Below are 26858 nucleotides of genomic sequence, written 5' to 3'. Positions count from 1 at the left end.
TCACTGGTTTGCATCCCAGAAATCTTTAAAGCCACGTCCGCTGATTTTAAAATCACCGGTCATATCAGAGAGCGTGATGACATGCCCCTGTTCACTCAGGTAATTCACCAGCCACTGCTGGGTGGGTTTGCCCCGAATAATCAGGGATATCTGACATTCCCCTTTCTTCTGCCAGATGTAACGCTCCCCCTGTACAGGCTGTTTATTGAGGGTCAGGACCACATTGGTGTTTTCCGGTGTCTGACAGACCTTTTTGCTCCTCTCATTTGTTTTCACCTGGATATATTCATGCCCGGGCGTGTCATCCATAGAAAACACGCTGTTTCGATTAATGGTGTAGTAATACTCTCCGCTGGCGTATCTCCAGTTGCCCGCTAAAGCGGGTGTGGATGAGAAAGCCAGGAGTGCCAGTGCAGGCAGGGTTAGTCGTTTCATACTGAATTCCCTATGGGGCGAATGTGTCGACGAGGAATATCATGGCGAACACGATAAAAATCGTGAGAACGATGTTGATAATGAGGCAGCGGAAAATTTTCCGTGCCAGTCGGTGCGGGAATGCCATAGCGCCCCTCAGTCTCTGACGATGAGAAAGAAGAGCAACCCGGCGAGAATCGGGTCGATTATCATCGCCAGGATAAACCATCCCCAGAATGACCGCCCGGCCCCCTTCGCCAGAAAACCCAGCACGACGGCCAGAAAAATCCATAACAAAACCAGTGGCATGCCATCTCCTTACCATTACATCCGGAAGCCGGAGCTGTAACAGCTATCCTGTTGATTTAAATTAAGTAGTCGTTATCCCTAGCTAATTTTATAGCCGCAATATAGATAGGGATAATGAATAAAACAGATCGGAACGATCGACAAAATCGATCATGAACAAGCAAAATACTTTATCGTCAGATGTGAAAACTAATCGAAAAAGAAGGACCAGACGCTGCGGGCAACGTGGGCAACAGTGTGCGTAACAGCCTGCAGCGCCTTACGGGCAATCTGTGGCAACGGGGCGCTGTCAATGACCCGGTCAAGGGTCTCAACAACGGCGTCGCCAAAGCTGCAGCGGGCGGTTTCCCGGACGGGAGCGGAGTGATATGACTGATGCAGGTGGGGCAGCAGCGGACTGCGTGCCTGCTTTGGGAGGCGGTTTATCATCTGCTCCACAATCCGAGACAGGTGGTAACGCCCCTTTACGGATACCGGAATGATGCCCTTTTCCTCTATATGTAGCTGGCGGGCAATGGCGCGTTGCTTACACTCAATATTTTCAAGCTGAGCAGGGGACGGACTCGCAGAGCGCCAGTTCCATCGTTCAGAAGGCTCCACTTTATCGACCTGATTGAGTACCCACAGCACTGGTGGTATGGCACTGCCGGACCGGGCGAAAACAGACAGATAAAAGGCCTCTTCCACAGAGAAGGCTCTGTCATCCGCTTTTAACACCCACAGCACCATATCCAGTTTCGGGAGCTGCTCCCGATAGAGTTTGCGATATTCAGTATCCCGCAACTGGCTTTCCCCCACGCCCGGCAGGTCGACCAGGGTGAGATAATGTTGCCCGAATTGCATACGCACACGCTGTGGCTCGCGGGTGCAGGCTTCAACGGCATTGACTGCACAGACTTCACTGCGAAACATGGCGTTACAGAGGGACGATTTACCTGCACCTGTTTTGCCCATAATACCGATAACAGGTTCGTAAGTAATAAGCTGGCTGAGTTCCTTAATCAGAGCGTGGCGTAATGTGCGGGGATAGCGACGTAAATGACGGCGGATAATCTGATAGCCAGAAGTCTGTTTCATTGATAACTCCTCAGAAATGAAACAGACCATCCTTCGGGATGGTCTGTTAAGTGAGATATGCTGTTATTCAATAATGTAATATATAACTGAGATTCATTTATAAATGATTAGATTGTTCTCATGAATCTCCAGACGGTTTTTTGGAACCTAAATAAACTATCTTAATAAATATCTTTCTAGGCTAAGTATATTTTTATTCTTCAGGGCGCTGTAGTGATGTTCGGAAAACATTTTGTTAACATGCGGCCCCTGTAGATGATGGTAAACAAATCATGTCTCTCATACCTGGACTGGCTGATGGCATTGGTATAAATCATCGTCAGGTAGTGTTTCTTTTCCAGGCACATCTAATCTGATGCTAACTGGTCTTATAATCCAAATAGAGTCAAATCGAACTCATTTGATACGATACCATTTGACGGTTCCTTTTGTGTTTGACTTGCGATTGCAGTTGCGATTTATTGTTCGCATCTAACAGAACGTAACCAATGAGGGAATTATGATCCGTTTTCCACTTAGAGCTTTTCCTGAGAGCATTCGCGAAACAATTCGTGATATTCAGGAACGCACGCAGGCACCGATAGAACTGATTTCTTCATCCGTGATTGGAGCCATGTCTTTAGCCTGCCAGAATACTGTCAACGTAAAATTAAATGAATCCGTGACCGCTCCGGTATCCTTGTTTTTATTCGTTATAGCTAACTCTGGTGAGAGAAAAACAACCGTGGATCGTATGGTGCTTAGCCCATTTTATCAGCATGACGCTTGTTTGCTACGACAGGCAGAGGAGCAGAGGAAGATATTCGAAGTTGATACGAAAATATGGAATACAAGGGAAAAGGCAATTTTAAATATTATTAAGAAAAAAACGACTAAGGGGGAATGCACTCATGAGGAGTCACAAAACCTGAGAGCGTTGCAGCTTGAAAAACCAGTGCAGCCTAAAATCTGTCAACATATTTATAATAATGTCACCCCGGAGGCATTGCAGTTTGCGATGTACAGTCATTCTCCGCATATCGGATTGATTGCTGATGAAGGGGCAAATATTCTTGAAAGACAGGTGATGAACGATTTAAGTTTTATTAATACTATGTGGGATGGAGCATCTTTTCGCGTGGATCGAAAAACGACGCAAAGTTTTACCATTGAAAATGGTCGTGTCACACTGTCACTCATGGTTCAAAAAAAGACATTTGATTTATATTTGAAGCGGCAGGGATCAAAAGCCCGAGGTAGCGGTTTTTTTGCACGTTGTTTACCTGTGTATATTGATGAAAGTCTCTCTACACAGGGTGAACGTTATATTCAACCTAATATAGGGAGGTTAGGAGATCTTGAATTTTTTCATCAGCGTCTGGAAGCGCTAATCTCTGAGGAGGGGAAATCTGCCAGTTCCGGTGAGCAGAAAATTCTTTCATTTGATCTTTCTGCGCAGGATGCGTGGGACAAAATTTATAATGTAATTGAGAGCCGAATTAAAACAGGCGAAAGCTATTCTAATATGAGTGACTTTGCTTCAAAACTGGCTAATAACGTAGCACGGTTATCAGCCCTATTTACTTACTTTACAGAAGGTGAGTTTTTAATACAAAAAGAGCATGTTGAGGGGGCATGGTTGCTGTGTGAATGGTATATGGAACAGGCGATTAATCTTTTTGGGCAAGATGATGGCTATTATGAGGCATTGCTGATTTCATGGCTACGACGCGATTTTTATCGCTCTCAGTTTGACTCTGTGAGATATAACGACATACGGCGATTTGGCCCTAATGCATTACGTAAGGGGAAATTGCTAGAACGAGTAATAAATAATCTGGCAGATGCATGCGTGATTGAGATCTATTATTTAAACAGCAGAAAAATGGTGCGTAAAGATACAAATTTTGATAACAATATTTTTACAAAAAATCCAGCTTACAAGCATTACTGAGTTGCTACTCTTGCGATTGTCGCAACTTATCGCAAGGAAAAGAGGTGAAAATTAGATAAAATTGATTTTATATAGATACTATATTTTTTCTAACCATTGGTATGTATCATTTGAAACTTATAATCGATAGCTATATTGAATAAAGCTTCAGGTCATGAAATATAAGGGTATGTAGCAGTGTTTGGTTTATATTTTCACGTTGTTAACTTAAGAGTAATATTTCTGGCTGATTTAATTAAAAAAACAGAGGTGCTATATAAAGAAGAGGGTGGTGGATAATTGTGAGTATTTACTGTCGGTAATAGTATTATATACAGTAGTATATATAAGTACATCTGTAATATATACAACAGTGTATCTGTATAGGTTATCATCTATCCGTAAATGCCATTACGTAGATACAAGGGTTATCTATGCTCAAGTATCTATATTGACTAGTATGCAATAGAGCATGATGTATTGATATACGTTAGTGAGTACATGAATGACTATTATTAATACGACAATCAAACATATCAACGACCATGACTGGTTGACATAACAAATCCTGTTACCTGTATGGTGATGTTGGTTAATGACAATCACCACAACATTGGAATGTGATTATGGTTTTATTTTAGTTATTAAACATTCTCCTGTACTTACATGGAGGTGATGGCTGGGTATTATCTGTTGATAAATTATATCCACCTGTTATTACAAGGCTCTATTGGAATTGGTTATCTGTAGTAATCATTTCAATAGAGTCATTAACAATCGAATTTGCAACAAAGGATGTATTATATGTTCCCTCAAGACTATCTTGATCAACGTCAAGAACCTTTTAATCAACACTATCTACAACGATTGGGGGATGTACTACAGTCAGCACAGGATGAATACCCAAGGTCATTAGCAATACGAATTGACCTGCGTATGTCACCAGAATGGATTACAGAGGACTCAGTATGTTGTAACCCTAATATGTCACGTGATCTGCTAAGCCGCTTTATAAGCTCTCTCAGAGCGAAAATAGCGCATTACCGGCACAGACTTAAACGGTCAGATAAACGAGCACATCCTTGTCGGTTACGTTACTTCTGGGTGAGAGAAATAGATACTGCTGTTTATCCTCACTACCATGTCGTTTTATTTTTGAATAAAGATCTCTTTCGTGGATTAGGGAGTGCAGATAATCCTCAAAGCCTTTGGGTGATGATTCAAAGTGCATGGATGAGTGCATTAGATTTACGTGACTATGATGATTACCGGTCGCTGGTCGAGTTTCCCGATAATCCGGTCTATGTGTTGGAGACAAATGCCAGTGATTACTCAGTGCATTATAAGCGCCTAGTATTTCGGTTGAGCTATCTCGCTAAAGAACGTACGAAAGCGTACAGCTCACGAGAACGGTCGATGGGGTGTAGCCAGTATTAATCTTGTCGGCCCGCGCTTAGCCGCATGAAGTAGTTATCTTCAATACAACGTAGTTCTGGTAATGTGATCGGGTGCAAACGAGACGCAATATGTAGTATCTATACTATCTATTAGCACCATATGGTGTTATCACATGTCAGGTAATACAGATGGGTAAGAATCAGCATGTAGTACCGCACAACGGGGAATGGGCTGTGCGTGGGGAAGGCAACGAGCGCGTTACCTCAACGCATCGTACGCAGCAGGAAGCTATTGACGCTGGTCGTGCTATTGCTCGTAACCAGGAGAGCGAACTGGTTATTCACCGACCAAATGGGCAGATCCGGGATAAGGATTCCCACGGGAGGGATGACTTCCCACCGAAAGGTTAACCCCCGTGATATCCAAAGCAGGTATGCGCCTGCTTTTTTGTCTTTTAAATAGTCGCTACTGCCGACTATGGCCAGAAGATATCAAAAATTACACCCTGGCTTCATCATTTGTAGGAATCGTATGCACCCCACGTAATACCTTCTCCATTTGATATGGATTACATTCCTTAAGTCATCTTTCCTGATGGGTGCTTACGAACGGTCATTCTGCTTAGTTTTCATGAGTAAATCCCGAATTTTCGCAAGGTTTGAATTTTCAGGGACTGAATCCATGTAGGGGTCGCGCTCAAACACTAATTGCTCAGACTCGACGAAAGCCTTCCACCCTGCTGGGTCTAGCTCAAATTCCATCGCAGACAAATCACTTTCATCCTCCCCCTCGATCCAGCGGACTAAATAAAACAATTCATCATCAGGAGAGTCATCATCGTCATCAACAATATCAACGTCGGTTACAGTGATGCGAAAGGTGGGATCGATTTTTGAGACATAAACCCCTAACTGCGGCATAGATGGAATATTGTTCATGAAAATTCCTTTTATTGGTGTTTATTGTTTGATTAAAAATTCGCCAAACAGAGTGCTTATGGTGAATACGGCATGAATCGTTGTAAGTATCCAGCTTAGAGGCCCCATTATCTTTTAGAAATCCTCATGCATATGGATTATGTTACCCGAAAACGAATTTCCGTTCATCGCTGTGAGTTCAACTGATGGACGATGCACATCAGCATGTCCGCTCCGTGCCAGGAGCGGACATTAATCATGATCACTCCTTGATTTTATTAGCCAGCTAAGTATCATCGTGATGAATTAATTATTATTCTAAGCCCAAGATTGCAAATACACGATTTAGGAAAGGTAATGGAAATTTTTTTGAGAGTTGCCACCGCCACAGATCTGGGCGCTGTTAACAAGCGCTACGAAGAGGTCGATTTTGTTCCTTCTCATGAAGGCGAACTAATCGTACTTGCATCCTGTGACGGTAAGCCTGCCGGTCAGGGAAGAGTAGGTGCTATAGATGCTGAGAGCGGTGAGCTAGGCGGGATTTATGTATACCCAGGCAATGAAGGTTTAGGGATCGCCAGAAAAGTTGTGGACTTCCTGATTAAGAATTCAGATCTCTCGATATTATACTGTTTGCCATTTGAAAATTTGGAAGGATTCTACGGTTCTATGGGGTTCACGCCTGTGAAGGATATGGGGAAAGTACCTCAGGCAGTAATAAAAAAACATCAGTGGTGTAATAGTAATTATGATAAGCCAGTCCTGCTTCTTGAAAGAAGAAAATGACTTAGCATACTTATGAGCCCTGCCATTATGTATACAGCAGGGTGTTCCAGTCTCCCCCTTATCTGCCATCTCTATGAACTTCCGCTCCTCGCTCAAAGCAGACCTTTAGCCCAGCAATCCTGTCCGCTTTGTGCTGTGAGTTCAACCGATGGATGCAACACATTGATTGAACCGCTCTGCGGGTGATTCATAGTCTAGCGTTTTTCTCGGCCTCTCGTTGAGCTGTCTGGCAACACTGTTTAGTCTTTGCTGGCTGTGAACCGATAAGTCAGTTCCTTTTGGAAAATACTGTCTGAGTAATCTGTTTGTATTTTCATTTGAGCCGCGTTGCCAGGGGGATTGAGGATCGCAGAAGTAAACCTGAATATCTGTAGCTACGGTAAACCGGGTATGGCTGGTCATTTCAGCACCCCGGTCCCATGTTAATGTTTTATAAAGCTCAGCAGGTAATTCACGGGCTTGTTTGATGAGTGCAGATATAACCGTTATGGTCTTGTTGTCCCTGACTTTGGCCAACATAACAAAACGGGAATGACGCTCTACGAGGGTGACGATATAGGAGTTTTTAGAGCCCTGGATCAGATCACCTTCCCAGTGACCTGGTATGGCTCTGTCAGCTGCTTCAGGTGGCCTTTCGCTGATAGAGATCGTATCCGGGATTGACCCTAATCCTTTCCCTTTAAGCGATGATGTTCTGGATCTACGCACGACTCTTCCGCTTCTGAGGCATTGCTGCAGTTCTTTTTTTAATGCACCCCGGGTTTGTATAAAAAGCGTTTTATATATCGTTTCGTGTGACACATGCATTTCCTGACTATCCGGATAACAGCGTTTCAGCCAGCCGGCGATCTGTTCCGGCGACCAGTCCTGATGCATCTTCTCTGCAATGATTTTACACAATGCGGGGCTTTGAATTAGCTTGCAAGGTTTTGGTCTCAGAGCATTTTCCCACGCAGCAGTATCGGCTTTTGCTGCACGGTATTGTTTTGCACCACCGTGTCTCCTAATCTCGCGGCTAATCGTTGAAGGAGCTCTTGATAATTTGGCAGCGATGTCCCTGATGCTGCGTTTTGCTACCAATCCTCTGGATATTTCCTCTCTTTCATCAAGCGAGAGCGCTAACCGGTGCCGCCTTCGCACGGGAGGACGGTAGCCACCTGTCTGGTGGATTGTAGGCATAATAGAAGAGTGAAATCTGTCGAACATTCTGGCGATATCGTGCAGGGAATCACCTTGCTTATATCGGTCCCAGATAATCGCTTTCTGTTCTGGCGTGTAGTAAATGCGCGTTCTTCGTTTCATGGCAACGTCCCCCCTTGATTAAGGATAGCGTTGCATCGACCCGTTGAACTCACAGCCATGAGCGGACGTTCCAGTCGATATTATCCCTGCAAGGAGCTGAGACTTACAGGGGATGTTATTAAAATGAACCTGCAGCTTTAGTTTCCGGTAGCATGAATTTTAGCGAAAAGAAGCTAAACCCTTATATCTTCACCGGCTGAAGTCTTGCCCCGGTTCGTTCAAGCCGTTCAATCATCAGTTCTGGATTGATCTTTTGCGAAGTCAGATACAGCCCTGTCTTTTTAGCATTCATCAGCATTGACTCAATACCTGCGGCTACTCCAACGGCCGTCAGATAAGACTGCCCCTTCGGGTGGGTCAACTGAAATGAAAGGCTCTCATGTTGGCCGTTGACAAGGATGCCTTCAATCTCATACAGGATTTCTACAGACGGATTATCTCCCTTCAGGCTGCCAGGAGACTGACCGACAACTAGATCGACCCTGACGGAATGTGCTTTCGTTATCTGAGCCAATTCTGCAGCATCAAATCCTGGCAGGCTTGAAGCAATAAAACTTGAACCATCATTCAGGACATATTTCCGCTGCTCATCTCCGTTACGGGGTACCTTCCACTGCGAGTTTTCCAGCACCAGGCCCGACTCTTTCTGGGAGTAATCATCAAAATCAGACATGCTGGCAGGGCCACCGAGGTCATTTTCATCCATCAGCACGCCCACCCTGATTTGTTCCACGGACCTGAAATCTTTAGTGCAGTGAATTCCTGCAGAAATTAGCGCACCGGCAAAGCTGGTATCCTGAATGAGAACGCGGCAGGTCGAAAGGTTATTCAGGTACAATGCAAGTTTTGGTGCGATGTGGTTCAGTTGAGTGGCAATGCTAGTGTACGGTATGCCCTGACTGATTGCGTATTCTGCTGGGTGAGTGGATAAATCATTGGTCAACAAGGCAATACCGCTGAATTGAGCCTGTGAGGCTAACCCCAGGTCAGCACGTTGTGTATCAACGGCGATGCCGGTCGCATTGCTGAAGCGGGATGCTGCTTCGCAGGCTTTTTGCGCATTTCGTCCAGCGATCACAACTGGCAGTTCTGGCAGAAACTGGTTCAGTATAGACACAAGATGGGAACCCACTGTGCCGTATCCCCCGATAATAAGAAATGGATGGGTCATATGTTGCTCCTGCATTGAATAAGGTTGGTTCTAGGGTAAGGACGCCATCTGGCGCAGCGTAGCGATGAGATTATCCGGATCTCCCTGTGCTATCTGCATGCTGAAGCTAAGGCATAAACCATCAGCGGCCAGTCTCACCAGGGTAAGATGTGGGTTGTCATCTAGATCGCCGCGTTTTTCAAGCATTCCCTGATACCATTTACGCCAGCGGAAACAGATGTTTTCATCATCCATGGCTGATTTCCATAAGGTCATAAGACCGGCATTTTTCAGGGTTGCGAATCCCTGCTCCAGATAGGCTCGAGTAAATGCACCTTTCTCATTGGGGTCGGAAGATATAAGCCGGTCAATTTCTTCTGAATATTCTGTGATCATCTGTTCAAAGACGCACTTCAGCAGCGCATCCTTATTCTCAAAGTGATGGAAAAAAGCCCCTTTTGTTACACCAGCCTGTTCACATACGACCTGTACGCTGATAGCGGCCAGACCGCTCCTGACTGCCAGAGTTTTCGCACATCTGAGCAATGTTGCCCTTACGATTTCGGGCTGCTTTTTACGTTGATTATTAATAGTCACTCATGAAACATACCGCTCGGTATGTTTCATGTCAATATCTCACTGAAGCAGAAAAGCACATAGTCCAGTATATGAGAATGTTAAAATCCGAATGAAATTTGGGCTTGCGAATGGACTTGAGATAAAGAAATTAGTGGTTGGTTTACGCCGCGGGGTAATCACCAATGTCCGCTTATCGCTCACAGCGGACCTTCAGCTCAGTTAGCTCGTCCGCTCCGTGCCAGGAGCGGATGTTGGTAATTCTTCACTGAATTAGTTAATGGTCGTGACCAGCTCTCTATAGATTGGTTAAGAGACAACAAACCTATGCATTTTAAGATATTAGCTAATTGCTTTTATAAAATATTGTAGATTGGCATGGTGTTAATAGAGTAAATTAATTACAGATTAATTAGATGGGTGGTTGCTTGAGGTAACTTCACTTGTTGCAACCTGAACTTTCTGTTGGAGGCTGTGGGGACTGGAATGGGGCGGAGATCAGGATTTGAAGGTTTTATACGTGCTACAGGCAGAGCCGTTGCAGCAGCAGAGCGTGAACGTAAGAGATCAGAGCGTCATCATTTTGCCGAGGTTCGCCGTATCGAGCGCGAAATAAAACGTGATAATGCTCAGAGACTTCGTGAGCAAAAAGAGGCTGATAAGTTAGCGAAAGCCATGTATTTGGAAGAGCGTCAAGATGAAGTTTCCGATCTTAACGCTGAGTTGAATGAGAATATCTCTGCGCTTTCTACACTTCTGGAACATACTCTAGAGTTTGATGATTCGATTGATTTTTCGGCACTGAAAAAACACCCAAAATTCGAAGACTTCAAAACTCCCAAGCATCTCTTACCAGACCCAGAGCCAGAGATGAAAGTCGTGAACGCCCCACCTGTATGGAAGACTATTTTCCCATGGGTAAAGAACAAATATTATCGAGAATTGCAGAGTGCAGAAGAATCTTTCAGTAAAAGTAAGGAAGATCATTCAGTTAAACTTTCAAGCCAGAAAGTTGAGCTTGATGCTTTAGTTGCTGATTACCAGACCCGAAGAATCGCTTACCTCGAAGAAATAAAAAGTCAGCACGACGAAGTTGACCAGTTTGAGCAAGACTACCTCAACTGCGATCCTGACAGCGTGCTGGCATATTGCGAAATGGTGTTGGCACGGTCTGAATATCCTGAGAACGGCTTCCCACAAACTTTTAGGTTGGCCTATTTGCCTGATAGCAAGGAGTTGTTGGTTGAATACAACTTACCTGAAATCGCAGTAGTACCACGCGAGTTGGAATACAGATATATCAAAACGAGAGATGCCATCGATGCCAAGGCGCGAAAGGTTGGCGAGATAAAAGAACTCTATCAAAACATAATCGCCGCAATCACACTCCGCACAATGCATGAGCTTTTCGAAGCTGACAAGGCATCTGCTTTAACGTCAGTACTGTTTAACGGTGTAATCGATACTATCGATCCTACTAGTGGGCATGACATCAAAGTCACATTAGTATCTGCCCGTGCTTACAAGGACGATTTTATGCAAATAAAACTGGAAAGGGTTGAAAAAAGCGCATGCCTTAGAAGTTTAGGTGCACAAGTTTCAGGGCGACCAGATGAACTTCAGGCAGTAAAGCCTATTATCGAATTCAACATGGTTGATAAACGCTTTATTGAACAAGGTGATGCTTTATCAGCCCTTGAAACACGACCAAACCTTATGGAACTTTCACCGTCAGAATTTGAGGTGTTAGTATCAAATCTTTTCACTCAAATGGGACTGGACACCAAACTCACGAGAGGTACAAAAGACGGTGGCGTTGATGCGGTGGCATTCGACACACGCCCGATACTCGGTGGAAAAGTGGTGATTCAGGCTAAAAGATATAAAGACACTGTCGGTGTCAGTTCTGTTAGAGATCTTTATGGAACAATGATGAATGAAGGTGCTAACAAAGGTATTCTGGTGTGTACAAGTCAATATGGTAAAGATGCATATCGTTTCTGCGAAGACAAACCAATCGAACTCATTGATGGAGGTGGGCTTCTTTACCTCTTAAAAGAACACGCTGGGGTTTCAGCACGTATCAACCCAAATTTTTAATTACTGTTCCAGGTTCGGGTTAATATGTATTGCAAATGTTTGCAAATAGAAATTCAGCACCAGATTTTTAGTCGAGTAATTCAAGGATGTCAGCTTAGGGCAGATAATACCTGCCCTTTTGGTTATACCGTTAAACTGACTTGCTCCCATAGTTCAATATAAGTATGCATTCCAAACTTCCGCTTTTTGATCAGAGCATACTTCGCGGCGCTTCAAGCGGTCCGCTCAGTGCCAGAAGCGAACCTTTCTATAGAAATTTCATGTCAAAAATTGGACGCAGGTCAATTGATACGCGCTTATCCGCTAATGCCAGTGGTGATAAGATGGCGGCAACTTAAATATCAGAATTTGGCTTGTAATATGCTCGTTATTCAAGCTGGAATGATTTCACGCTTCGCCTTATTTATTAATAAGAACAGCAATATAGGATAGGGACCTTTATGTATCTTGCAGAGCTCACGATAAAGAATTTTCGCAAACTGCGTGAAGCCACGCTGAGATTTCAACCCGGTTTAAATGTTCTAGTAGGCCCAAACAACGTAGGGAAAAGTGCAGCAATCGATGCACTCCGGACGCTTCTTGCAGGTCATGATGAGAATTATCCTCGCCTCGATGGTTCTGATAGACACCGTCCGCATGAGGGTGACCCAAGTGGTGATATAAGTTTCCATTTTGTCTTCCGAGGTCTAAGTCTTGAAGATGAAGCGGACTTTATAGCTGCCCTCAAGCCAAATGGAGACATGACAATGGAAGCGCATATCCATGTCCAGTATACCGATATGGATAAGACGGGACGGTTCAAAGTCCGGCGTTGGTGCGGTGATCACCCAGAAGTTTCGCTTACCTCAGATATGATGGAGAACCTTCGGGGGGTCTATCTCCAGCCTCTCCGCGATGCCGCGCAGGGCCTTCGTCCTAACCGTAACAGCCAGCTGGCTCGATTACTTCATTTGCTCACCGATGATGCAGGTCGTGACACAATAAATACGGCTTTAAAGCAACTTGACGAAACACTTAAACAAGACAAATCCATTCAGAGTACCCATAAAGCGATATCAACCAGACATGATTCCATGATGGGTGCTCAGCTAGCGCAAGAGCTTGCTGTCGGGCTCAGCGTGACTGATTTTCAGCGCCTCTCTTCCCGACTGACCTTGACGGCTGAAGCCATGGAGATTGAGAAGAATGGATTGGGCTTCAATAATCTGATCTTCATGGCGGTAGTACTTAGTGAATTGGCTAAAAATACTGATTCTGCTTTCAGGAGTTTGATTATTGAGGAACCTGAAGCGCATTTACATCCCCAACTGCAGCGCGTATTGCTGCAGTACCTTGCAGGGATTCCAACGGGTGAAGGCGAAAAGCCTGTACAACTATTTGTCACCAGCCATTCCCCAAATTTTGCCAGTAATTCAAAGCTGGACTCTCTTGTATGCTTGATCGAAAACGAAGCTGGTGTTGAGACCTTCTTTCCACGTGATATCAAATTTGAAAAGGGAAAACGTGAAAAGTTAGAGCGATATCTGGACGTAACAAGGGCTGAACTATTTTTTGCACGCCGGGTGATTTTTGTTGAGGGCGCAGCAGAACTTATGTTGATTGACGCACTTGCTAAGAAAATGGACTTTGATCTCAAGGGATATGGGGTCAGTCTCATTAGCGTTGAGGGACTTAATTTTGACTCCTTCCTCCCGCTTTTTGGAGAGCAGGGGCTGCGAATCCCCGTCGCTGTAGTAACAGATGCCGATCCATTTGAAGAAGAAGAAGTTGAAGTCGTGGCAGAGGGTGAACAGGCTGAAGAGGAAATTGATGACTTACTTTCTGAGGCAGCCTACCAGGAAGAAACAGATGCTCCTGATGATGAAGAGCCTGCTGGCAATGCTGAGAAAAAGAAAAAAGTAAAAAGGAAAGAGGTGTACCCAGCGTTGGGAGAGCAGGTGCAGTTATCGGCAAATACCATCAAGATGAAGAGTCTGGAGGATGATTTCGTGAAGGTTTTTCATGGATTGAAGACCCTTGAATATGATCTGGCACTCATTGAGGCGAACCGCGACCCAATGCTTACTGCATTAGCCGACCCACATCCAAAAATCTCTAAAGCTCTACGTAATATAGTTGATGCACAGCCAGACAATACCGCAAAAACCAAAGCGTTATTTTGCGGAATGTTTGAGCGAAAAGGCAACGGCAATATCCAGAAAGGTCGATTTGCCCAGGCATTAGCAGAACAGATTTCGAAAGAAAATGGTTTTGAAGTCCCTGAGTACCTCAAAAAAGCTATTCAGCACGTCTGTCAGGGAGTGGTCAAGCCTTGAAACTATCAAAGGAACAGATAGATATCATAGAAGCACCGTTAGGGCCAATTGCGGTCACTGCGTGCGCAGGAAGCGGGAAGACAGCTACAGCCATTAGACGCCTGATCGCTATTCGGCAGAAAATGCAAAACAGTCGCGGCCGCGTTGTGTTGTTGTCTTTCTCCAATGTTGCAGTCAATACATTCAATGCAGGATATGCGGAACTCGCTGCTGGGCTAACAGACGATGCTAACCGTCGAAGGGTGGAAGTCGATACACTTGACGGTTTTTTTACCAAACATGTTTTACGTCCCCATGCTTACAGGACTATGGCCGCACCTCAGGCTGCATACCTGGTGTCAGGTTCGGAGCCTTTTCTTGCAAGGTTTAAATATTGGCGTGAAGGTCGCCCCCCTTTGCCATTAAAAGACATAAAAATAAGCATACAGGATGGGGATTTTGTCTTTTATTCCGATGTAAGAAATGACCTTGAAATTCTTGATAAAGCTAAGGTTTTAAAGAGAATTCGGCTTTGTTGAATAAATCGAACTTTTGCTGAGTTGAAGGATCAGATCACGCATCTTCCCGACAACGCAGACCGTTCCGTGGCAAAGCAAAAGTTCAAAATCACCAACTGGCCCACCTACAATAAAGCCCTCATCAACCGTGGCTCCATAACTTTCTGGCTGGATGATGAAGCTATTCAGGCCTGGTATGAGTCGGCAACGCCTTCATCACGGGGAAGACCTCAGCGCTATTCTGATCTCGCCATCACCACCGTTCTGGTCATTAAACGCGTGTTCAGGTTGACCCTGCGGGCTGCACAGGGTTTTATTGATTCCATTTTTACACTGATGAATGTTCCGTTGCGCTGCCCGGATTACACCAGTGTCAGCAAGCGCGCAAAGTCGGTTAATGTCAGTTTCAAAACGTTCACCCGAGGTGAAATCGCGCATCTGGTGATTGATTCCACCGGGCTGAAGGTCTTTGGTGAAGGCGAATGGAAAGTCAAAAAACACGGCAAAGAACGCCGTCGTATATGGCGAAAGTTGCATCTGGCCGTTGACAGCAACACACATGAAATCATCTGTGCAGACCTGTCGCTGAACAATGTGACGGACTCAGAAGCCTTCCCGGGTCTTATCCGGCAGACTCACAGAAAAATCAGGGCAGCATCGGCAGACGGCGCTTACGACACCCGGCTCTGTCACGATGAACTGCGGCGTAAGAAAATCAGCGCGCTTATCCCGCCCCGAAAAGGTGCGGGTTACTGGCCCGGTGAATATGCAGACCGTAACCGTGCAGTGGCTAATCAGCGAATGACCGGGAGTAATGCGCGGTGGAAATGGACAACAGATTACAACCGTCGCTCGATAGCGGAAACGGCGATGTACCGGGTAAAACAGCTGTTCGGGGGTTCACTGACGCTGCGTGACTACGATGGTCAGGTTGCGGAGGCTATGGCCCTGGTACGAGCGCTGAACAAAATGACGAAAGCAGGTATGCCTGAAAGCGTGCGTATTGCCTGAAAACACAACCCGCTACGGGGGAGACTTACCCGAAATCTGATTTATTCAACAAAGCCAGAGAATTCATGACCTTGGACGTTTAGGTGCTTACACTCATGAGATAGGTCGGTACTGGGTGTATAGGACCCTAGATTCTCAACCTGCAGTATTGAGGGCGCTGGCAGCCCGCTACCCGCAAATGCTTGTCGATGAATCTCAGGATTTGGGAACACTGCATAAGGAAATCTTAAAGCTACTCATTACTGCAGGGGTCCAGGTTACGCTTATCGGGGATGTTAATCAGGGAATTTATGGTTTCGCTGGTGCTGACGGTGAGTTCCTGAATAGCTACGAGGATCGTGCAGAGGTGACCGGCTACAAGCTTACTCGCAATTATCGTTCCCTGCCTCCAATCATCAATATCGCCAACATTCTTAGTGGCCGCCAAGACGAACCATACCGCCAGGGGGAACAAGGTGGAGCTTATTTTATTGGATACAAAGATTCGGAACTTCCCAAATTAATTGATGCGTTCAAGGACCGTATTGATGAGTTAGGCATGCAGCATCAGGATGCAGTGCTCCTCTGCCGGGGAGCAGACAGAGCCGCAGTAATTGTGGGTAGGGCTGCCCCTCCAGGGCAAGGTATGGTCAAGGTGTTAGCAGAAGCATCGTTATTAAGGGATCAGCATAGTAACTACCATGGATGCTTTAACTTGGTCTGCCGGGCTATTCTCAGCTTATTGGAGGATGTACCCCATGGCCTCAGTTCTAGACTTCAGGGGTTAACACAGGATGCTGAGATGAAGGGACTAAAGCGATTACTGTGGTGTTTCAGTCGCAACGCTGATTTGGGACTCCCTTCGTCTGCGCTTGTGGCTAAGACCGACTGGCACTCCAATCTATTAACAAATACTAAAGTGCTTCTCGCAGAGATTGAAAAGCACTACGGATATAAAGTTGCTGGCAATGTAGGTACTAAACTCACTAAGAAACTATTACCAGATCAGACACTAACCAGTGCAGTTTCGGCTCAAGGACACGGGCTAAGAGTCGAGACGGTTCATCAGGTTAAAGGGGAGTCTATCGGTGCGGTTATGTATGTGGCTAAGAAATCCAACATCAAATCGCTACTTTCTGGTACAGGTGATGAAGAAGGACGTATCGGATATGTCGCAATAACTCGGGCCAAGAACTTGTTTTGGCTGGCTGTACCACAATCATGCCTTAAAGAATTAAAAGAAGATCTCATTAAAGCCGGTTTTCAGGAATGGATCAAACTTGTCGTCATTGATCCTGCCTGAACAAAATTAAAGAGAAAAATTTAACTTTGCCACTCTGGGCCGAGAAAATGGCCCGGTTCCGGTGTTCCATAAAAGAGGTTTAAAAACGCACCTATGGACTGAGGGATTTGAAGTCCAATGATAGTGATCAACTTGCACGACATATTCAATCGCCGTAATTGCCCACCCAACTTGGTGTCGGGCCGTCTGGAAATAACCACTCGTAGCCCGTTTGTTCCTTCAAACGCGCAAGTATTTTATAAAGCCGTTCGTGCATTGAAGCGTCGATGAATTTGATTAGATCTTCCCACTCGTTTCTTCCACCTATATGGAGCCCTAAGCTCATTTGCGCCTGTATATAAAATTCTGTGCCGCTGAACGCAAACCCTACTAGAGTATCAATCGATTTATGACCTCCGTTATGGGCATAACGCTCGTTGCGAATTTTATAAAGCTCATCATGAACAGTCCGCAGGTGGACAGGGAGATCATTGCGCTGGAGAACGCAAGTGCCATTGCTTTTGGCGAACAAACGTGAGTAGCTGACCACAAAAGCGGTTGTTAACATCTCCTGTTCCATCATCGATTCAGTAGTGAGTTCAAACTTGGTCGTACGAAGCCGACGATAAATGTAACTAAGGCTTGTTGTTGTAGGTATTACCTTTATAAGTCTAATCAGACTTTCAATCTCTTTATCGCAACCGCTAATAATCTCGGCCCCTTTCTTCATTATTTGTTCAAAAGGCGCTCTTAGATCAGATGGTATTTTGCTAAAAAATTCTTCAGAGACGCTGTAATAGTCGTCGCCTTCAAAAATAGGAGGTGGTGACATAGTCATCTGATTAAACCCTTTGTTCAGGAATTGCACCATTTCAAACTAATTAGCGGGATTTATCAAGATAAACTAAAGTCACCATTTGGCTTAGAAGCGGAAGGACTTACAGAAGGTCGAGAGTACAACTGAATTTCAAAGCCGGCTCAAAGCACGATCTTGCCTTCGGTACACGGAAACTATTCCTGGATGCATGATTCCTGTAAGAACAGCCAATTTTGTCCATTTATCCCGCCATAACCTTGCTTATATCTATCCCAGATAATTGCCTTCTGCTCTGGCGTTTAGTTAATCCGAGTTCTTCGTTTCATGGCAACATCCCCCCTGATTAAGGATAGCGTTGCATCGACCCATTGAACTCACAACCATAAGCGGAAGTTACGAGTTTCAGCGTATGTTAATAAACGTAAGGCGGATTACAGCCAGGTATTAGCGTCTGTCAGGACGGAAAAAGCCAGCGGTCTAACTTCATCTGGTAGGGTTTTCGATATTGCAGACCCTGCCAGGCGGTCATAATTTCAAACTAGATGGCAGCATCTTGCCAGTCAGGTAAATTCGACGTTGAGGACAAGATATCAATCAGGGCGCCTGTATTAGCCGTGAGCTCTCCCTTACGCCATATCAGTTCCGTTGTTATTTGACTGTTTTTAGAATTAAAGGGATGGATTGTGACTAGCTCCTGTGTAGGAAACGTTTCGAGGATGGGGGTTGGTATCACGCCAACCCCCATTCCTGCACTGACGCCTCCCAGAATTGCGTGGTATGAGGACATTTCTGCCAGCCTGTAAGGTCTGATCCCAGTTTCTCTCAACCAGGTTGTTAGCCGGTCACGGTAGGAGCAGCCGTCGCTGAATACCAGCAACGTTGTGTGACTTAAATCGGCAGCAGAACGTATCGGCAGGAAATTTGCTGCGGCGATAATAACCAGTTCTTCCTTGTATACGGCCATACGTTCCAGCCTATCATCAGCCGGTGCGTCAGCGATGAAGGCTGCATCAAGTTCATGGCTAAGCACTGCATCGAGTAGTGCGCGGCTTGTCCCGGTAATCAGCTCCACCGACACAGACTGATGTTGTTGGTAAAGCCGCGCCAGCGGTTCTGGCAACCTTGTTGCGGCCATGCTGTCGAGCGCGCCAAGTCGGAACCGGCCACTAGGTACCGGCCTGACCACCTGTTGTTCTGCTAAGGTAACTAGCTGGATAATCTTCAGTGCATTCTCATATAGCACCCGGCCATCATTTGTCGGAAGAAATCGACGGCCAGACTTTACAAATAGAGTAGTTGCGAGCTGGCTCTCAAGGTTCTGAACTCTTGCGGTGATTGCAGAGGGAACCCGGTGCAGCAATTTTGCTGCACCGGTAATGCTGCCTGTTTCTGTCAAAGCAATGACAGTTTTGAAATCTGAAATGTCCATTTATTCACCGAAATTGAATGCTGGATTCTATTTTATTCAATTGAACTGAAATTACATATTTTTTATTGTAAAGGGCAGCGCTTATCCGACCGTAGTAACCATTAGTCTGAAAGGAGCTACGTACATTATGAAATGTGAAAGTAATTCTTTAGTTAGCAATCAGTTGCCACAGATTCTTCTCATTCAGGCTGGTACTCCTCCTGACGAACTTAGGGATGTACATGGCGATTTACCATTATGGTTCAGCAGGGCAATGGCTCTTGCACCAGATGCAATTCAGGTCGTTAAGGTATTTAGCGGCGAAACGCTGCCGAATCCTGATCCCAACAGAATCGCTGTTATAACCGGGTCATGGGATATGGTGACGGATAAGCTGGAATGGAGCGAGAATACAGCAAAATGGATACGTTATGCGATTGAGGCTGGTATGCCTCTGTTTGGTGTTTGCTATGGTCATCAACTGATGGCACATGCGCTGGGAGGTACTGTCGATTACCACCCACAGGGGCGCGAAATGGGTTGTCTTGATATAAACCTGACAGAAGAAGGTACGTATGATCCGCTTACCCGAGGATTTTCGGAAGGTTTCAGAGCACATCTTACGCACCTGCAGACTGTTACCAAATTGCCTCCTGGCGCGCAATCTCTGGCCTCATCAACACACGATAAAAACCAAATAATTCGGTATAGCGCAAAAGCGGTATCAACCCAGTTTCATCCGGAATTCACACCCGATATTGCAGCATCACTTATTCATCTGCGCTCTGAAACCCTGGTTAACGAAGGGTTCGAACCAGCCGGTATGCGTAGTGCACTGACTGATGCAACTGATGCAAGAGAACTTCTTAATATATTTATATCCATTCATGCTGCGCAAGCACTGACGGTCATACCCGAGTGCGAAGATACGATTAACAATTGAGGTCTAGATGAAAAAACTCGGTTTAGTCGGTGGAACAGGCCCTGAATCTACATTGCTTTATTACCGAAAATTCGTGTATGAGGCTAATAAACGTACCGGCGACAATTTCTTTCCTAATTTAACCATCGAAAGTATTAACGTATATGACGTACTGGTCATGTGCGGTCGGAAGGATTATGAAGCACTGACGAAATACCTAGAAAAGGCCATCGGGAATCTGGTAGCTGCCGGTGCTGAAGTCGTCGCGCTGACCGGTAACACGCCACATATCGTCTTCGATGAACTCCAGGCGCGTACAATGGTTCCACTTGTCAGCATTATCGAATCCACTTGTTCAGAAGTTCAGACTCTGGGTCTGAAGAAAGTCGGGCTTGTGGGCACACGATTTACAATGGAGGCAGACTTCTTCAAACGGCCCTTCACTGAATCTGGCATCCAAGTAGTCGTTCCTCACGCTGATGAAATTGATTACATCGCAGATAAAATCCATGATGAACTCGAAAGAGGTATTATCAAGCCACAGACGCGAGACACATTTACCACAATCATTGAACGCATGTATCAGGATGAAGGGATTGAGGCCATCATTCTGGGATGTACAGAGCTCCCCCTTTTATTCGGAGGGACAGAGTTACCTGTTAGGGCACTAGATACGGTTGATATTCATGTTGAGGTGTTGTTTAAAGCTCTTCAACAGTAATAAAAAACAATCTTGTCGAAAAGAATCATGGGAGCCCTTGGCTCCCTGTAGTTTTATATGGCACGAATTAAGTTATGCTTTTTTCAAACTGCGAAGGTCCCCGCCGCCATTTTACTTCAAGTTACTCCTGCCGTATCGCCTTAAAGCTTCCTGAAAACGGTCAGTATAGAACCAGCTTTGCTTTTTCGGACCTCTGAATATGAAGAGAATAATTAATGCTGCAGAGACATTAAATAGAGGGCAATGTTCCTTAATGGGGGTTGTTGCGCATTTTTATGTCGAAAAAAATGATAGATGTTAATCCTGCCCAGAGTGATAAATCACACTGAAATCATATTGTTGGTCAAGTATTCAACGTGTTGATCATGTTGTAGAATCACTCTTTTTGTCGAGAGTATCTGATGGCTAAAGTTGGCGTAAAATGCCCGTTTTGTGAGCAGACCGAATCCGTTAAAAAACATGGACTCGGTAAGGCCAAACTTCAGCGTTATCGGTGCCAGCTATGCAGCCGTACTTTCCAGCTCGACTATGCTTATCGTGCGTGCCAGCCTGGCATGAAAGAACAAGTTGTTGACCTTGCTATGAACAACGCAGGTATCCGCGGTACCGCCCGGGCGCTGCATATCAGCATCAATGCCGTTGTCCGCACTTTAAAAAACTCGCGCCGCGATGTGTAACTGCACTCCCGCTGGATAATCTCCAGATTCAGCTTATTTGTGAAGTTGATGAAATGTGGTCATTTGTTGGCAACAAAAAGCAACAGCGCTGGTTGTGGTATGCCTGGGAACCCCGGCTGAAACGCATTATTGCCCATGCTTTCGGGAGTCGGGGCAAAAAGACGCTGCGTAAATTACTGGGGTTACTGTCGGGCTTCAATGTCGCCTTCTGGTGTACAGATAACTTCAGTGTTTATGAACTGTTGCCGGGTAAAAAGCACATAACAGGCAAGCTCTATACACAACGGATTGAGCGAGAAAACCTGAATCTTCGTAACCGATTAAAACGACTGAATCGCAAGACTCTGGGGTATTCAAAATCAGCGGAAATGCACGACAAGATAATCGGTATATTCATCGAACGTGAGCATTATTTGCAATGACCAAATCTATACATTGAATACACGCCCCAAATTAAAGCTAATGCTTGTAACGAATATTCTATAACGGAAATTCAGTACGAGCTATATAGTCGAGTAATTCAAGGAATATGGCGTAGAGCAGGAATTCCTGCCCTATTTGGTGTTTCCTATCTCATTAAGCATACTACAGCACTTGCTTTCAAGTGGGCCTAATCCCGAGTATGTTCTAGTAGTAATAACATTCATGGCTTGACTGTATTGCGTTGCAAAATCCAGTTATCAATCTCTGATTCCAACCAACCAACAGATTGTTTTCCTAATCTAAGTCGTTTGGGAAAACTGGCATCGTAACGTGGTGATTTGGGATTTATCCAATCGTAGACGGTAGATCGACCGATACCTATTTTTTGACAAATATCACGAATACGTAGGATTTTCACAGTGGTTGAATGCATAGATTACCTTCTCTTCTCTGTACTGGTTAAGATGTGAAGAAGGTTAATTAAAGCTAATCGAGAAAAAAACATGTGTGCAGTGCATATTTTTTGATTTTTCTAAGGGATTGATTTATGGCTGAATTTTACAACGAAAAATTTCTTCAACAGATGCTTTCTGAGTACGAAAGAATTGCCAATAAATTGGTTATTTTTTCACCTAAAGGTGAGTGGTCTGAAGCTTTAACATGCCTGAATGAAAATGATTCAGCTGCTGTAAATTTTCTCGATAGCATCATTCAAAAATATCCACCAGAAGTCGATTCGTTGGAGAAATGCTATTGGAAGGTTGTGGATATTGAGCATAAATATAGGCATGGCGATGCTTTAAAGGAGACTATTGGTGAAACCATTTCAAGTCAGACACAAGTAGCCGCTGTATGGCGAGAATTGGGCATGCGTTACTATATGTCAGGTAATGATAAAGGAGTTGAATTAGTATTGGATGCTATTGGTTTATTACACTATTGTTCGGGTCTCATCAGTGGTTACATCAGGCATCAGGACAAAATTGATAGTGAAGTTGCTTACAAAGCTCAAAAATCTGCTGGTGGTAAGGCAAGAGCTGCCAGTTATGATTATATCAAAGATAAAGTTATTGAATTGCTTCAAATGAATAAACCTGATGATGGCTGGAAAAATAAAGTAGCAGCGTTTAGGGGTATCGAAAAACAGCTTTTTTTATTTATGGATCAGGTTGGTTGGCCAGCTGGAAAAAAAAGAGGCATTGAGAGCGATTTACATGAGCAAAATATAAAATTAGAACCTTTAGTTCTGGCATGGAGCAATAAGCATGACGGTGTTAAAAAGGCTTTTGATTCAGTCGTGCAAAGGAAAATAAAACAAAAAAATAAGAACCTGTAATGTAGAGTGCCGTTCAGGCTTAGCATGTTACTGAATTACTACAAAACATCTGAATTGATTGCATGGGGGATAACTAGAAAGAAGGACCGATGAAGCGATCCTCCTTTTGGTTACTCTCCCGATGACATTACAAAATTGGCCCAGGCTTGCATCATTGGGCGACGCTGTTCCAGCAGGTCTGTTCGGTGATAGGCAGCTTCGACCTTATTCTGGACTGTATGTGCCAAAGCTCGTTCTGCAAGATCACGTGGATACCCATGTTCACTACACCAGTCGCGAAAACTTGAACGAAAACCATGTGCCGTTGCTACACGGTCTGGTACATCGCTTACGGCTTTTGTTCTGCGAAGAAAAGCCGTCAATGCCATATCTGATAAAACAATCTGCTTGCGTGGTGAAGGGAATACCAGTTCTTTGTGTAAACCCTTCATCTTATCAATAATAGCAACAGCCTGATTTGACAGAGGAACTCGATGCATAAGCCCGGCTTTCATTTTTTCTGCAGGAATAGTCCAGACAGCATTTTTGAAGTCAACTTCAGACCATCTCATGGCTCGAGCTTCCCCTGAACGGCAAGCGGTAAGGATAACAAAGCTTAACAGCGCCTTGCTGACGTTGTAAGGCTCATCATTCTGGATATGGGTTGCCAGAAAAAGCGGGATGTTCCTCCATGGCATTGCTGGTTGATGAACTCTTCTGAGTGCTTCGCTCGGTTGTTGTGGCAATAAATGCCCAACGACATCAACGGGGTTAGAAGAGCAGTACCCATGAGCCCAACCCCATGCCATCACCGTATGGATACGTTGTTTCGTTCTTTTCGCCGTTTCAGGGTGAGATAGCCAGATAGGGCGGAGAACCATTGCAATGTTGGCGGCTGTCAGATCGTTGAGAGCTATCGATCCAATACGTTGAAAAGCATGTTTCTCAAGAGTGGTTAGCCATTGCTTGCCATGCTTCTCATTTTTCCACCCAGATTTTAGCCCTGCATGAACCGTGCGTGCGGCTTCTTCAAATGTAGGGATCACCACTTTCTCGATTTTTTGGAGTTCAAGTGGGTCAATACCGACAGCAAGTTGTTCTCGCATGGCTGTGGCTAGCTTGCCTGCTTCAGCGATACTAATTTCGGGATAAATACCTAAGCCCGAATTACGACGTTTTTGTGTTACCGGACTCAAGTAGCGAAGCACCCATTTCCCTCTTCCACGTTTTGAGGATGGATGCAGCGCTAACCCCGTGATGCCTCCATGGGGGATCGGTTTTTCGTCAGGTTTGATGTTGCGGGCTTTGGTATCAGTGATTACAGACATCGTTTTTCCTTTGGATCCAGTATGCCATTCGGTATGCCATTCGTTCTGGCTTTCAGTGGATTTGATTGAATAGGTTTATAGAGGGGAAGTAAATATCTTATTGATATTTATGGGTTAATTGGATTGGGTTGGACTAAATTAGTTTTGAGATAGGATGCCTACGCTTCCGCCAAATTAGAAAAGGGCTTGTCGAAAGACAAGCCCTTTTTGCTTTGGGTCGTCTAGTCAGGCGGTGCTTTATCACCAGGCGTTTCCCACTTCACCTCATCGGCATTCCCCACAAAGTCCTAACTCATCCTTAACTAAAATTTATTAGCTGTATTTGAGGCCACCGCAGGTTCACATCTTGTGAAACTATAAAATTGTTCAAAAATGTCGATTTTTCCCTACCAAAAATAAGCGTTTAGCCTTTTAGCAAATTAAAAATGTGATAAGAATAATCTGGTTTTTTTTAATGTAAAACTAACGATCTATATGGGATGTGTTGTCGATGGATAATAAATATAAAATGACCTTGCTGGCCTTTGTTGGCCTTGCACTGAGTGCATGTTCAAGTACCCAACCGCCGAAGACAAAGATTGTCGATACCAGAGTTGTTAAACTCAGCAATGGTTCCAAAATTGAAGTCCTGACGCAAAATGCAATCAATGGCGATATCATCGAAGACACGAATAACTCGCTTAATCTGGTCGCTAAATCTGATAATGCAAAGGTTGTCGCGTTGAAAACGCTGCAGTTTGCTGCGGCATTGTTGGGTGGCGGGACTTCGCAGGTAGATACGTTTAGTAAAGACCAGCTAAAGGGAACCTATGTTGGCAGCGTTCATAACAGAACGATGGAGTACGTTAATCCAGAGCTTGATGAGCTTCTGGCTAGCGCTGATATCCCCTCTAATGTAAATAAAGAAATTATTATCCAGCCGTATAAATATAAGCTCTTGTACGAAGGCTTAGATACCAGTGATTATACTTTCTTCTATTCAACGACAATAAAGAGCGGTGATTATTATCACACCTGCTCGAGTAGCGATCTGCTCTCAGCGGAGCGCACAAGGCCCATTAGCGACTGGGAAAAAAATAATTATGAGTTAACGCAAACTGTCGCTAAGAAAATTATCGCAGATTGTTTCCAGAAAATTAACTCACCGGCAGAAAAAACGAAGCTAATTGCGGCACTTAGTTCGACCAGTACGGCAAAGAGCATGTAGGCTAACGTGCCTGGGGAAGGGACTCCCCATGATATTTAATGCTCGGTTTCTTGCTAGCCCTTAGCTCCCCGAATAAATGCCTTTACCGCTGCACTCGGCTCCTGCCCACGAGAAATCAGCATCAAATTGGCGCTCAGTTCAATATCATCGAGAGGGCAATAGGTCAGGCCTGGAATGTGTACCTGCTCTAATGGAGCAGGAATCAACGCCACACCCAGCCCGGCAGCGGCAATGGCGAGTACGCTTAGCGTGCTGCTGGAGCGCTGCGCGATATTCAGTCGGTCACCCATCCTTTCTTTCAGTAATAAAAAAAGCCGTTCATGAATATCGTGCGCCTCATAAAGAATGAGCGCTTCCCCGGCAAGCTGCTCGGGGGAAATACGCGTATGCGAGGCCAGTGGGTGATCGTCGACGAAGGCCACCAGAAACGCCCAGCGCCCGATAGGGTGCGCGATAATACCCGGCGTGGCGGTTTTGCTGTTATCGGGCGTGTAACCGATGTCAAGCTGGCCGGCCAGAATCGCATCTACCTGTGATTGAGGGGCCATCTCTTCAATCACCAGTTCAACATCCGGATAGGCATGGTGAAATTCGCGTAGGTCAGCCGTCATCTTGCCGCTAAAGATTGCGTTCCCGGCAAAGCCAACCCGCACTCGTCCTGTCTCACCGTGCAGCGATCGCGCTACGGTCTGGCGAGCATACTCCGCCTGCATTAATGTTCGTTTGGCCTCCGTTAACATTAACTGTCCGGCCTCGGTAAGTTCGACGCGTCGGCTGGTACGGATAAACAACGCGCCACCCAGTTCTGATTCCAGTGCTTTAATTTGCATACTGAGCGCCGGTTGCACGATGTTGAGCCGCTCGGCGGCGCGGCCAAAATGACCTTCTTCGGCAACGGCCAGAAAATAGCGGAGATGACGGAGTTCCATAGTGATTGCTATTAATCATTAAAAATGATGAATCGGTAATATTAATATATTTGAATTGCATTGCTCCCGTCAGCACACTCATTCCA

At 45.0% G+C, this 26858-nt stretch carries 26 protein-coding genes; 14 read left to right on the top strand and 12 right to left on the bottom strand.

Annotation, left to right across the window (positions count from 1 at the left end):
• The 3 genes from MY052_RS15500 to MY052_RS15490 all read right to left on the bottom strand — a co-directional run bounded on the left by MY052_RS15500 (position 1) and on the right by MY052_RS15490 (position 1800).
• The gene (locus MY052_RS15500; protein ID WP_248537365.1) at positions 1 to 435 is read right to left on the bottom strand and encodes a hypothetical protein; all 435 of its coding nucleotides are present in this window, start codon (positions 433 to 435) and stop codon (positions 1 to 3) included.
• Between the two features lie 135 nt (positions 436 to 570).
• Positions 571 to 723 carry a hypothetical protein gene (locus tag MY052_RS15495; protein WP_167809833.1) on the bottom strand — a complete coding sequence of 51 codons (153 nt, stop codon included), beginning with the start codon at positions 721 to 723 and terminating at the stop codon, positions 571 to 573.
• Positions 724 to 912: 189 nt separating this feature from the next.
• Positions 913 to 1800 (bottom strand): GTPase family protein, encoded by an 888-nt coding sequence (locus MY052_RS15490; RefSeq protein WP_248537364.1) that lies wholly within the window; start codon positions 1798 to 1800, stop codon positions 913 to 915.
• A gap of 499 nt (positions 1801 to 2299) precedes the next feature.
• Here MY052_RS15490 and MY052_RS15485 point away from each other — a divergent pair, with 499 nt between their 5' ends.
• The 3 genes from MY052_RS15485 (at position 2300) to MY052_RS15475 (ending at position 5520) form a co-directional block, all read left to right on the top strand.
• The gene (locus tag MY052_RS15485) at positions 2300 to 3733 is read left to right on the top strand and encodes a YfjI family protein (RefSeq protein ID WP_248537363.1); all 1434 of its coding nucleotides are present in this window, start codon (positions 2300 to 2302) and stop codon (positions 3731 to 3733) included.
• Positions 3734 to 4516: 783 nt separating this feature from the next.
• Positions 4517 to 5149, top strand: coding sequence for an inovirus Gp2 family protein (locus tag MY052_RS15480; protein ID WP_248537362.1), 633 nt, complete (start codon positions 4517 to 4519; stop codon positions 5147 to 5149).
• A gap of 149 nt (positions 5150 to 5298) precedes the next feature.
• On the top strand, positions 5299 to 5520 hold the full coding sequence (locus MY052_RS15475; RefSeq protein WP_248537361.1) for a DUF2188 domain-containing protein: 222 nt from the start codon (positions 5299 to 5301) through the stop codon (positions 5518 to 5520).
• 192 nt (positions 5521 to 5712) lie between these two features.
• Here MY052_RS15475 and MY052_RS15470 read toward each other — a convergent pair whose 3' ends face one another.
• A complete protein-coding gene (locus MY052_RS15470; RefSeq protein WP_248537360.1) occupies positions 5713 to 6048 on the bottom strand; it encodes a DUF8087 domain-containing protein in 336 nt (111 codons plus the stop codon).
• Between the two features lie 336 nt (positions 6049 to 6384).
• Here MY052_RS15470 and MY052_RS15465 point away from each other — a divergent pair, with 336 nt between their 5' ends.
• Positions 6385 to 6813 (top strand): GNAT family N-acetyltransferase, encoded by a 429-nt coding sequence (locus MY052_RS15465; RefSeq protein ID WP_248537359.1) that lies wholly within the window; start codon positions 6385 to 6387, stop codon positions 6811 to 6813.
• 141 nt (positions 6814 to 6954) lie between these two features.
• On the opposite strand, the gene MY052_RS15460 is transcribed toward MY052_RS15465, so the two are convergent.
• The 3 genes from MY052_RS15460 to MY052_RS15450 form a co-directional block, all read right to left on the bottom strand.
• Positions 6955 to 8115, bottom strand: a complete 1161-nt coding sequence (locus MY052_RS15460) for an IS30 family transposase (RefSeq protein ID WP_115074693.1) — start codon at positions 8113 to 8115, stop codon at positions 6955 to 6957.
• Between the two features lie 181 nt (positions 8116 to 8296).
• Positions 8297 to 9286, bottom strand: coding sequence for a hypothetical protein (locus MY052_RS15455; protein WP_248537358.1), 990 nt, complete (start codon positions 9284 to 9286; stop codon positions 8297 to 8299).
• A gap of 30 nt (positions 9287 to 9316) precedes the next feature.
• The gene (locus tag MY052_RS15450) at positions 9317 to 9862 is read right to left on the bottom strand and encodes a TetR/AcrR family transcriptional regulator (protein ID WP_248537357.1); all 546 of its coding nucleotides are present in this window, start codon (positions 9860 to 9862) and stop codon (positions 9317 to 9319) included.
• Between the two features lie 465 nt (positions 9863 to 10327).
• On the opposite strand from MY052_RS15450, the gene MY052_RS15445 reads away from it, so the two are divergent.
• From MY052_RS15445 to MY052_RS15425, 5 genes are all read left to right on the top strand, one after another.
• Positions 10328 to 11941 carry a restriction endonuclease gene (locus MY052_RS15445; RefSeq protein ID WP_248537356.1) on the top strand — a complete coding sequence of 538 codons (1614 nt, stop codon included), beginning with the start codon at positions 10328 to 10330 and terminating at the stop codon, positions 11939 to 11941.
• Positions 11942 to 12381: 440 nt separating this feature from the next.
• Positions 12382 to 14256 carry an ATP-dependent nuclease gene (locus tag MY052_RS15440; protein ID WP_248537355.1) on the top strand — a complete coding sequence of 625 codons (1875 nt, stop codon included), beginning with the start codon at positions 12382 to 12384 and terminating at the stop codon, positions 14254 to 14256.
• Positions 14253 to 14774 (top strand): UvrD-helicase domain-containing protein, encoded by a 522-nt coding sequence (locus tag MY052_RS15435; RefSeq protein WP_248537354.1) that lies wholly within the window; start codon positions 14253 to 14255, stop codon positions 14772 to 14774. Before MY052_RS15440 ends, MY052_RS15435 begins: the two co-directional genes overlap by 4 nt.
• A gap of 21 nt (positions 14775 to 14795) precedes the next feature.
• Complete coding sequence (locus tag MY052_RS15430) at positions 14796 to 15764, top strand: IS5 family transposase (protein ID WP_023279773.1); 969 nt, start codon at positions 14796 to 14798, stop codon at positions 15762 to 15764.
• A gap of 178 nt (positions 15765 to 15942) precedes the next feature.
• Entirely contained in the window at positions 15943 to 17046 is a 1104-nt protein-coding gene (locus MY052_RS15425; RefSeq protein WP_248537353.1) for a UvrD-helicase domain-containing protein, read from the top strand.
• Between the two features lie 145 nt (positions 17047 to 17191).
• On the opposite strand, the gene MY052_RS15420 is transcribed toward MY052_RS15425, so the two are convergent.
• Positions 17192 to 17863 (bottom strand): hypothetical protein, encoded by a 672-nt coding sequence (locus MY052_RS15420; RefSeq protein ID WP_248537352.1) that lies wholly within the window; start codon positions 17861 to 17863, stop codon positions 17192 to 17194.
• 517 nt (positions 17864 to 18380) lie between these two features.
• Positions 18381 to 19271: a LysR family transcriptional regulator gene (locus tag MY052_RS15415; RefSeq protein WP_248537351.1), complete on the bottom strand. Its 891-nt coding sequence runs from the start codon at positions 19269 to 19271 to the stop codon at positions 18381 to 18383.
• A 127-nt stretch (positions 19272 to 19398) separates the two neighbouring features.
• On the opposite strand from MY052_RS15415, the gene MY052_RS15410 reads away from it, so the two are divergent.
• The 3 genes from MY052_RS15410 (at position 19399) to MY052_RS15400 (ending at position 21992) form a co-directional block, all read left to right on the top strand.
• Entirely contained in the window at positions 19399 to 20193 is a 795-nt protein-coding gene (locus MY052_RS15410; protein ID WP_248537350.1) for a glutamine amidotransferase, read from the top strand.
• 7 nt (positions 20194 to 20200) lie between these two features.
• Complete coding sequence (locus MY052_RS15405) at positions 20201 to 20893, top strand: aspartate/glutamate racemase family protein (protein ID WP_248537349.1); 693 nt, start codon at positions 20201 to 20203, stop codon at positions 20891 to 20893.
• Positions 20894 to 21294: 401 nt separating this feature from the next.
• Positions 21295 to 21992, top strand: a protein-coding gene (locus MY052_RS15400) for an IS1 family transposase (RefSeq protein ID WP_248537348.1) whose coding sequence is annotated in 2 segments (ribosomal slippage) — positions 21295 to 21544 and positions 21544 to 21992 — 699 coding nt in all. Because the reading frame shifts where the segments join, the coding sequence is not laid out codon by codon here.
• 221 nt (positions 21993 to 22213) lie between these two features.
• On the opposite strand, the gene MY052_RS15395 is transcribed toward MY052_RS15400, so the two are convergent.
• A complete protein-coding gene (locus MY052_RS15395; protein WP_248537347.1) occupies positions 22214 to 22426 on the bottom strand; it encodes a helix-turn-helix transcriptional regulator in 213 nt (70 codons plus the stop codon).
• 114 nt (positions 22427 to 22540) lie between these two features.
• Between MY052_RS15395 and MY052_RS15390 the strand changes: the two genes are divergently transcribed.
• Positions 22541 to 23329 carry a hypothetical protein gene (locus tag MY052_RS15390; protein ID WP_248537346.1) on the top strand — a complete coding sequence of 263 codons (789 nt, stop codon included), beginning with the start codon at positions 22541 to 22543 and terminating at the stop codon, positions 23327 to 23329.
• 110 nt (positions 23330 to 23439) lie between these two features.
• Here the strand turns inward: MY052_RS15390 and MY052_RS15385 are convergent, their stop codons facing one another.
• Positions 23440 to 24636, bottom strand: coding sequence for a tyrosine-type recombinase/integrase (locus MY052_RS15385; RefSeq protein ID WP_248537345.1), 1197 nt, complete (start codon positions 24634 to 24636; stop codon positions 23440 to 23442).
• A 490-nt stretch (positions 24637 to 25126) separates the two neighbouring features.
• On the opposite strand from MY052_RS15385, the gene MY052_RS15380 reads away from it, so the two are divergent.
• Positions 25127 to 25843 (top strand): hypothetical protein, encoded by a 717-nt coding sequence (locus MY052_RS15380; RefSeq protein ID WP_248537344.1) that lies wholly within the window; start codon positions 25127 to 25129, stop codon positions 25841 to 25843.
• 53 nt (positions 25844 to 25896) lie between these two features.
• Here the strand turns inward: MY052_RS15380 and MY052_RS15375 are convergent, their stop codons facing one another.
• The gene (locus tag MY052_RS15375; RefSeq protein WP_248537343.1) at positions 25897 to 26772 is read right to left on the bottom strand and encodes a LysR substrate-binding domain-containing protein; all 876 of its coding nucleotides are present in this window, start codon (positions 26770 to 26772) and stop codon (positions 25897 to 25899) included.
• Positions 26773 to 26858 lie beyond the last annotated feature (86 nt).

It is taken from the genome of Kluyvera ascorbata, assembly GCF_023195735.1.
GTDB lineage: Bacteria > Pseudomonadota > Gammaproteobacteria > Enterobacterales > Enterobacteriaceae > Kluyvera > Kluyvera ascorbata.
Note: the sequence above shows the minus strand (reverse complement) of the source record. Positions and strands in the feature narration are given on the sequence as shown.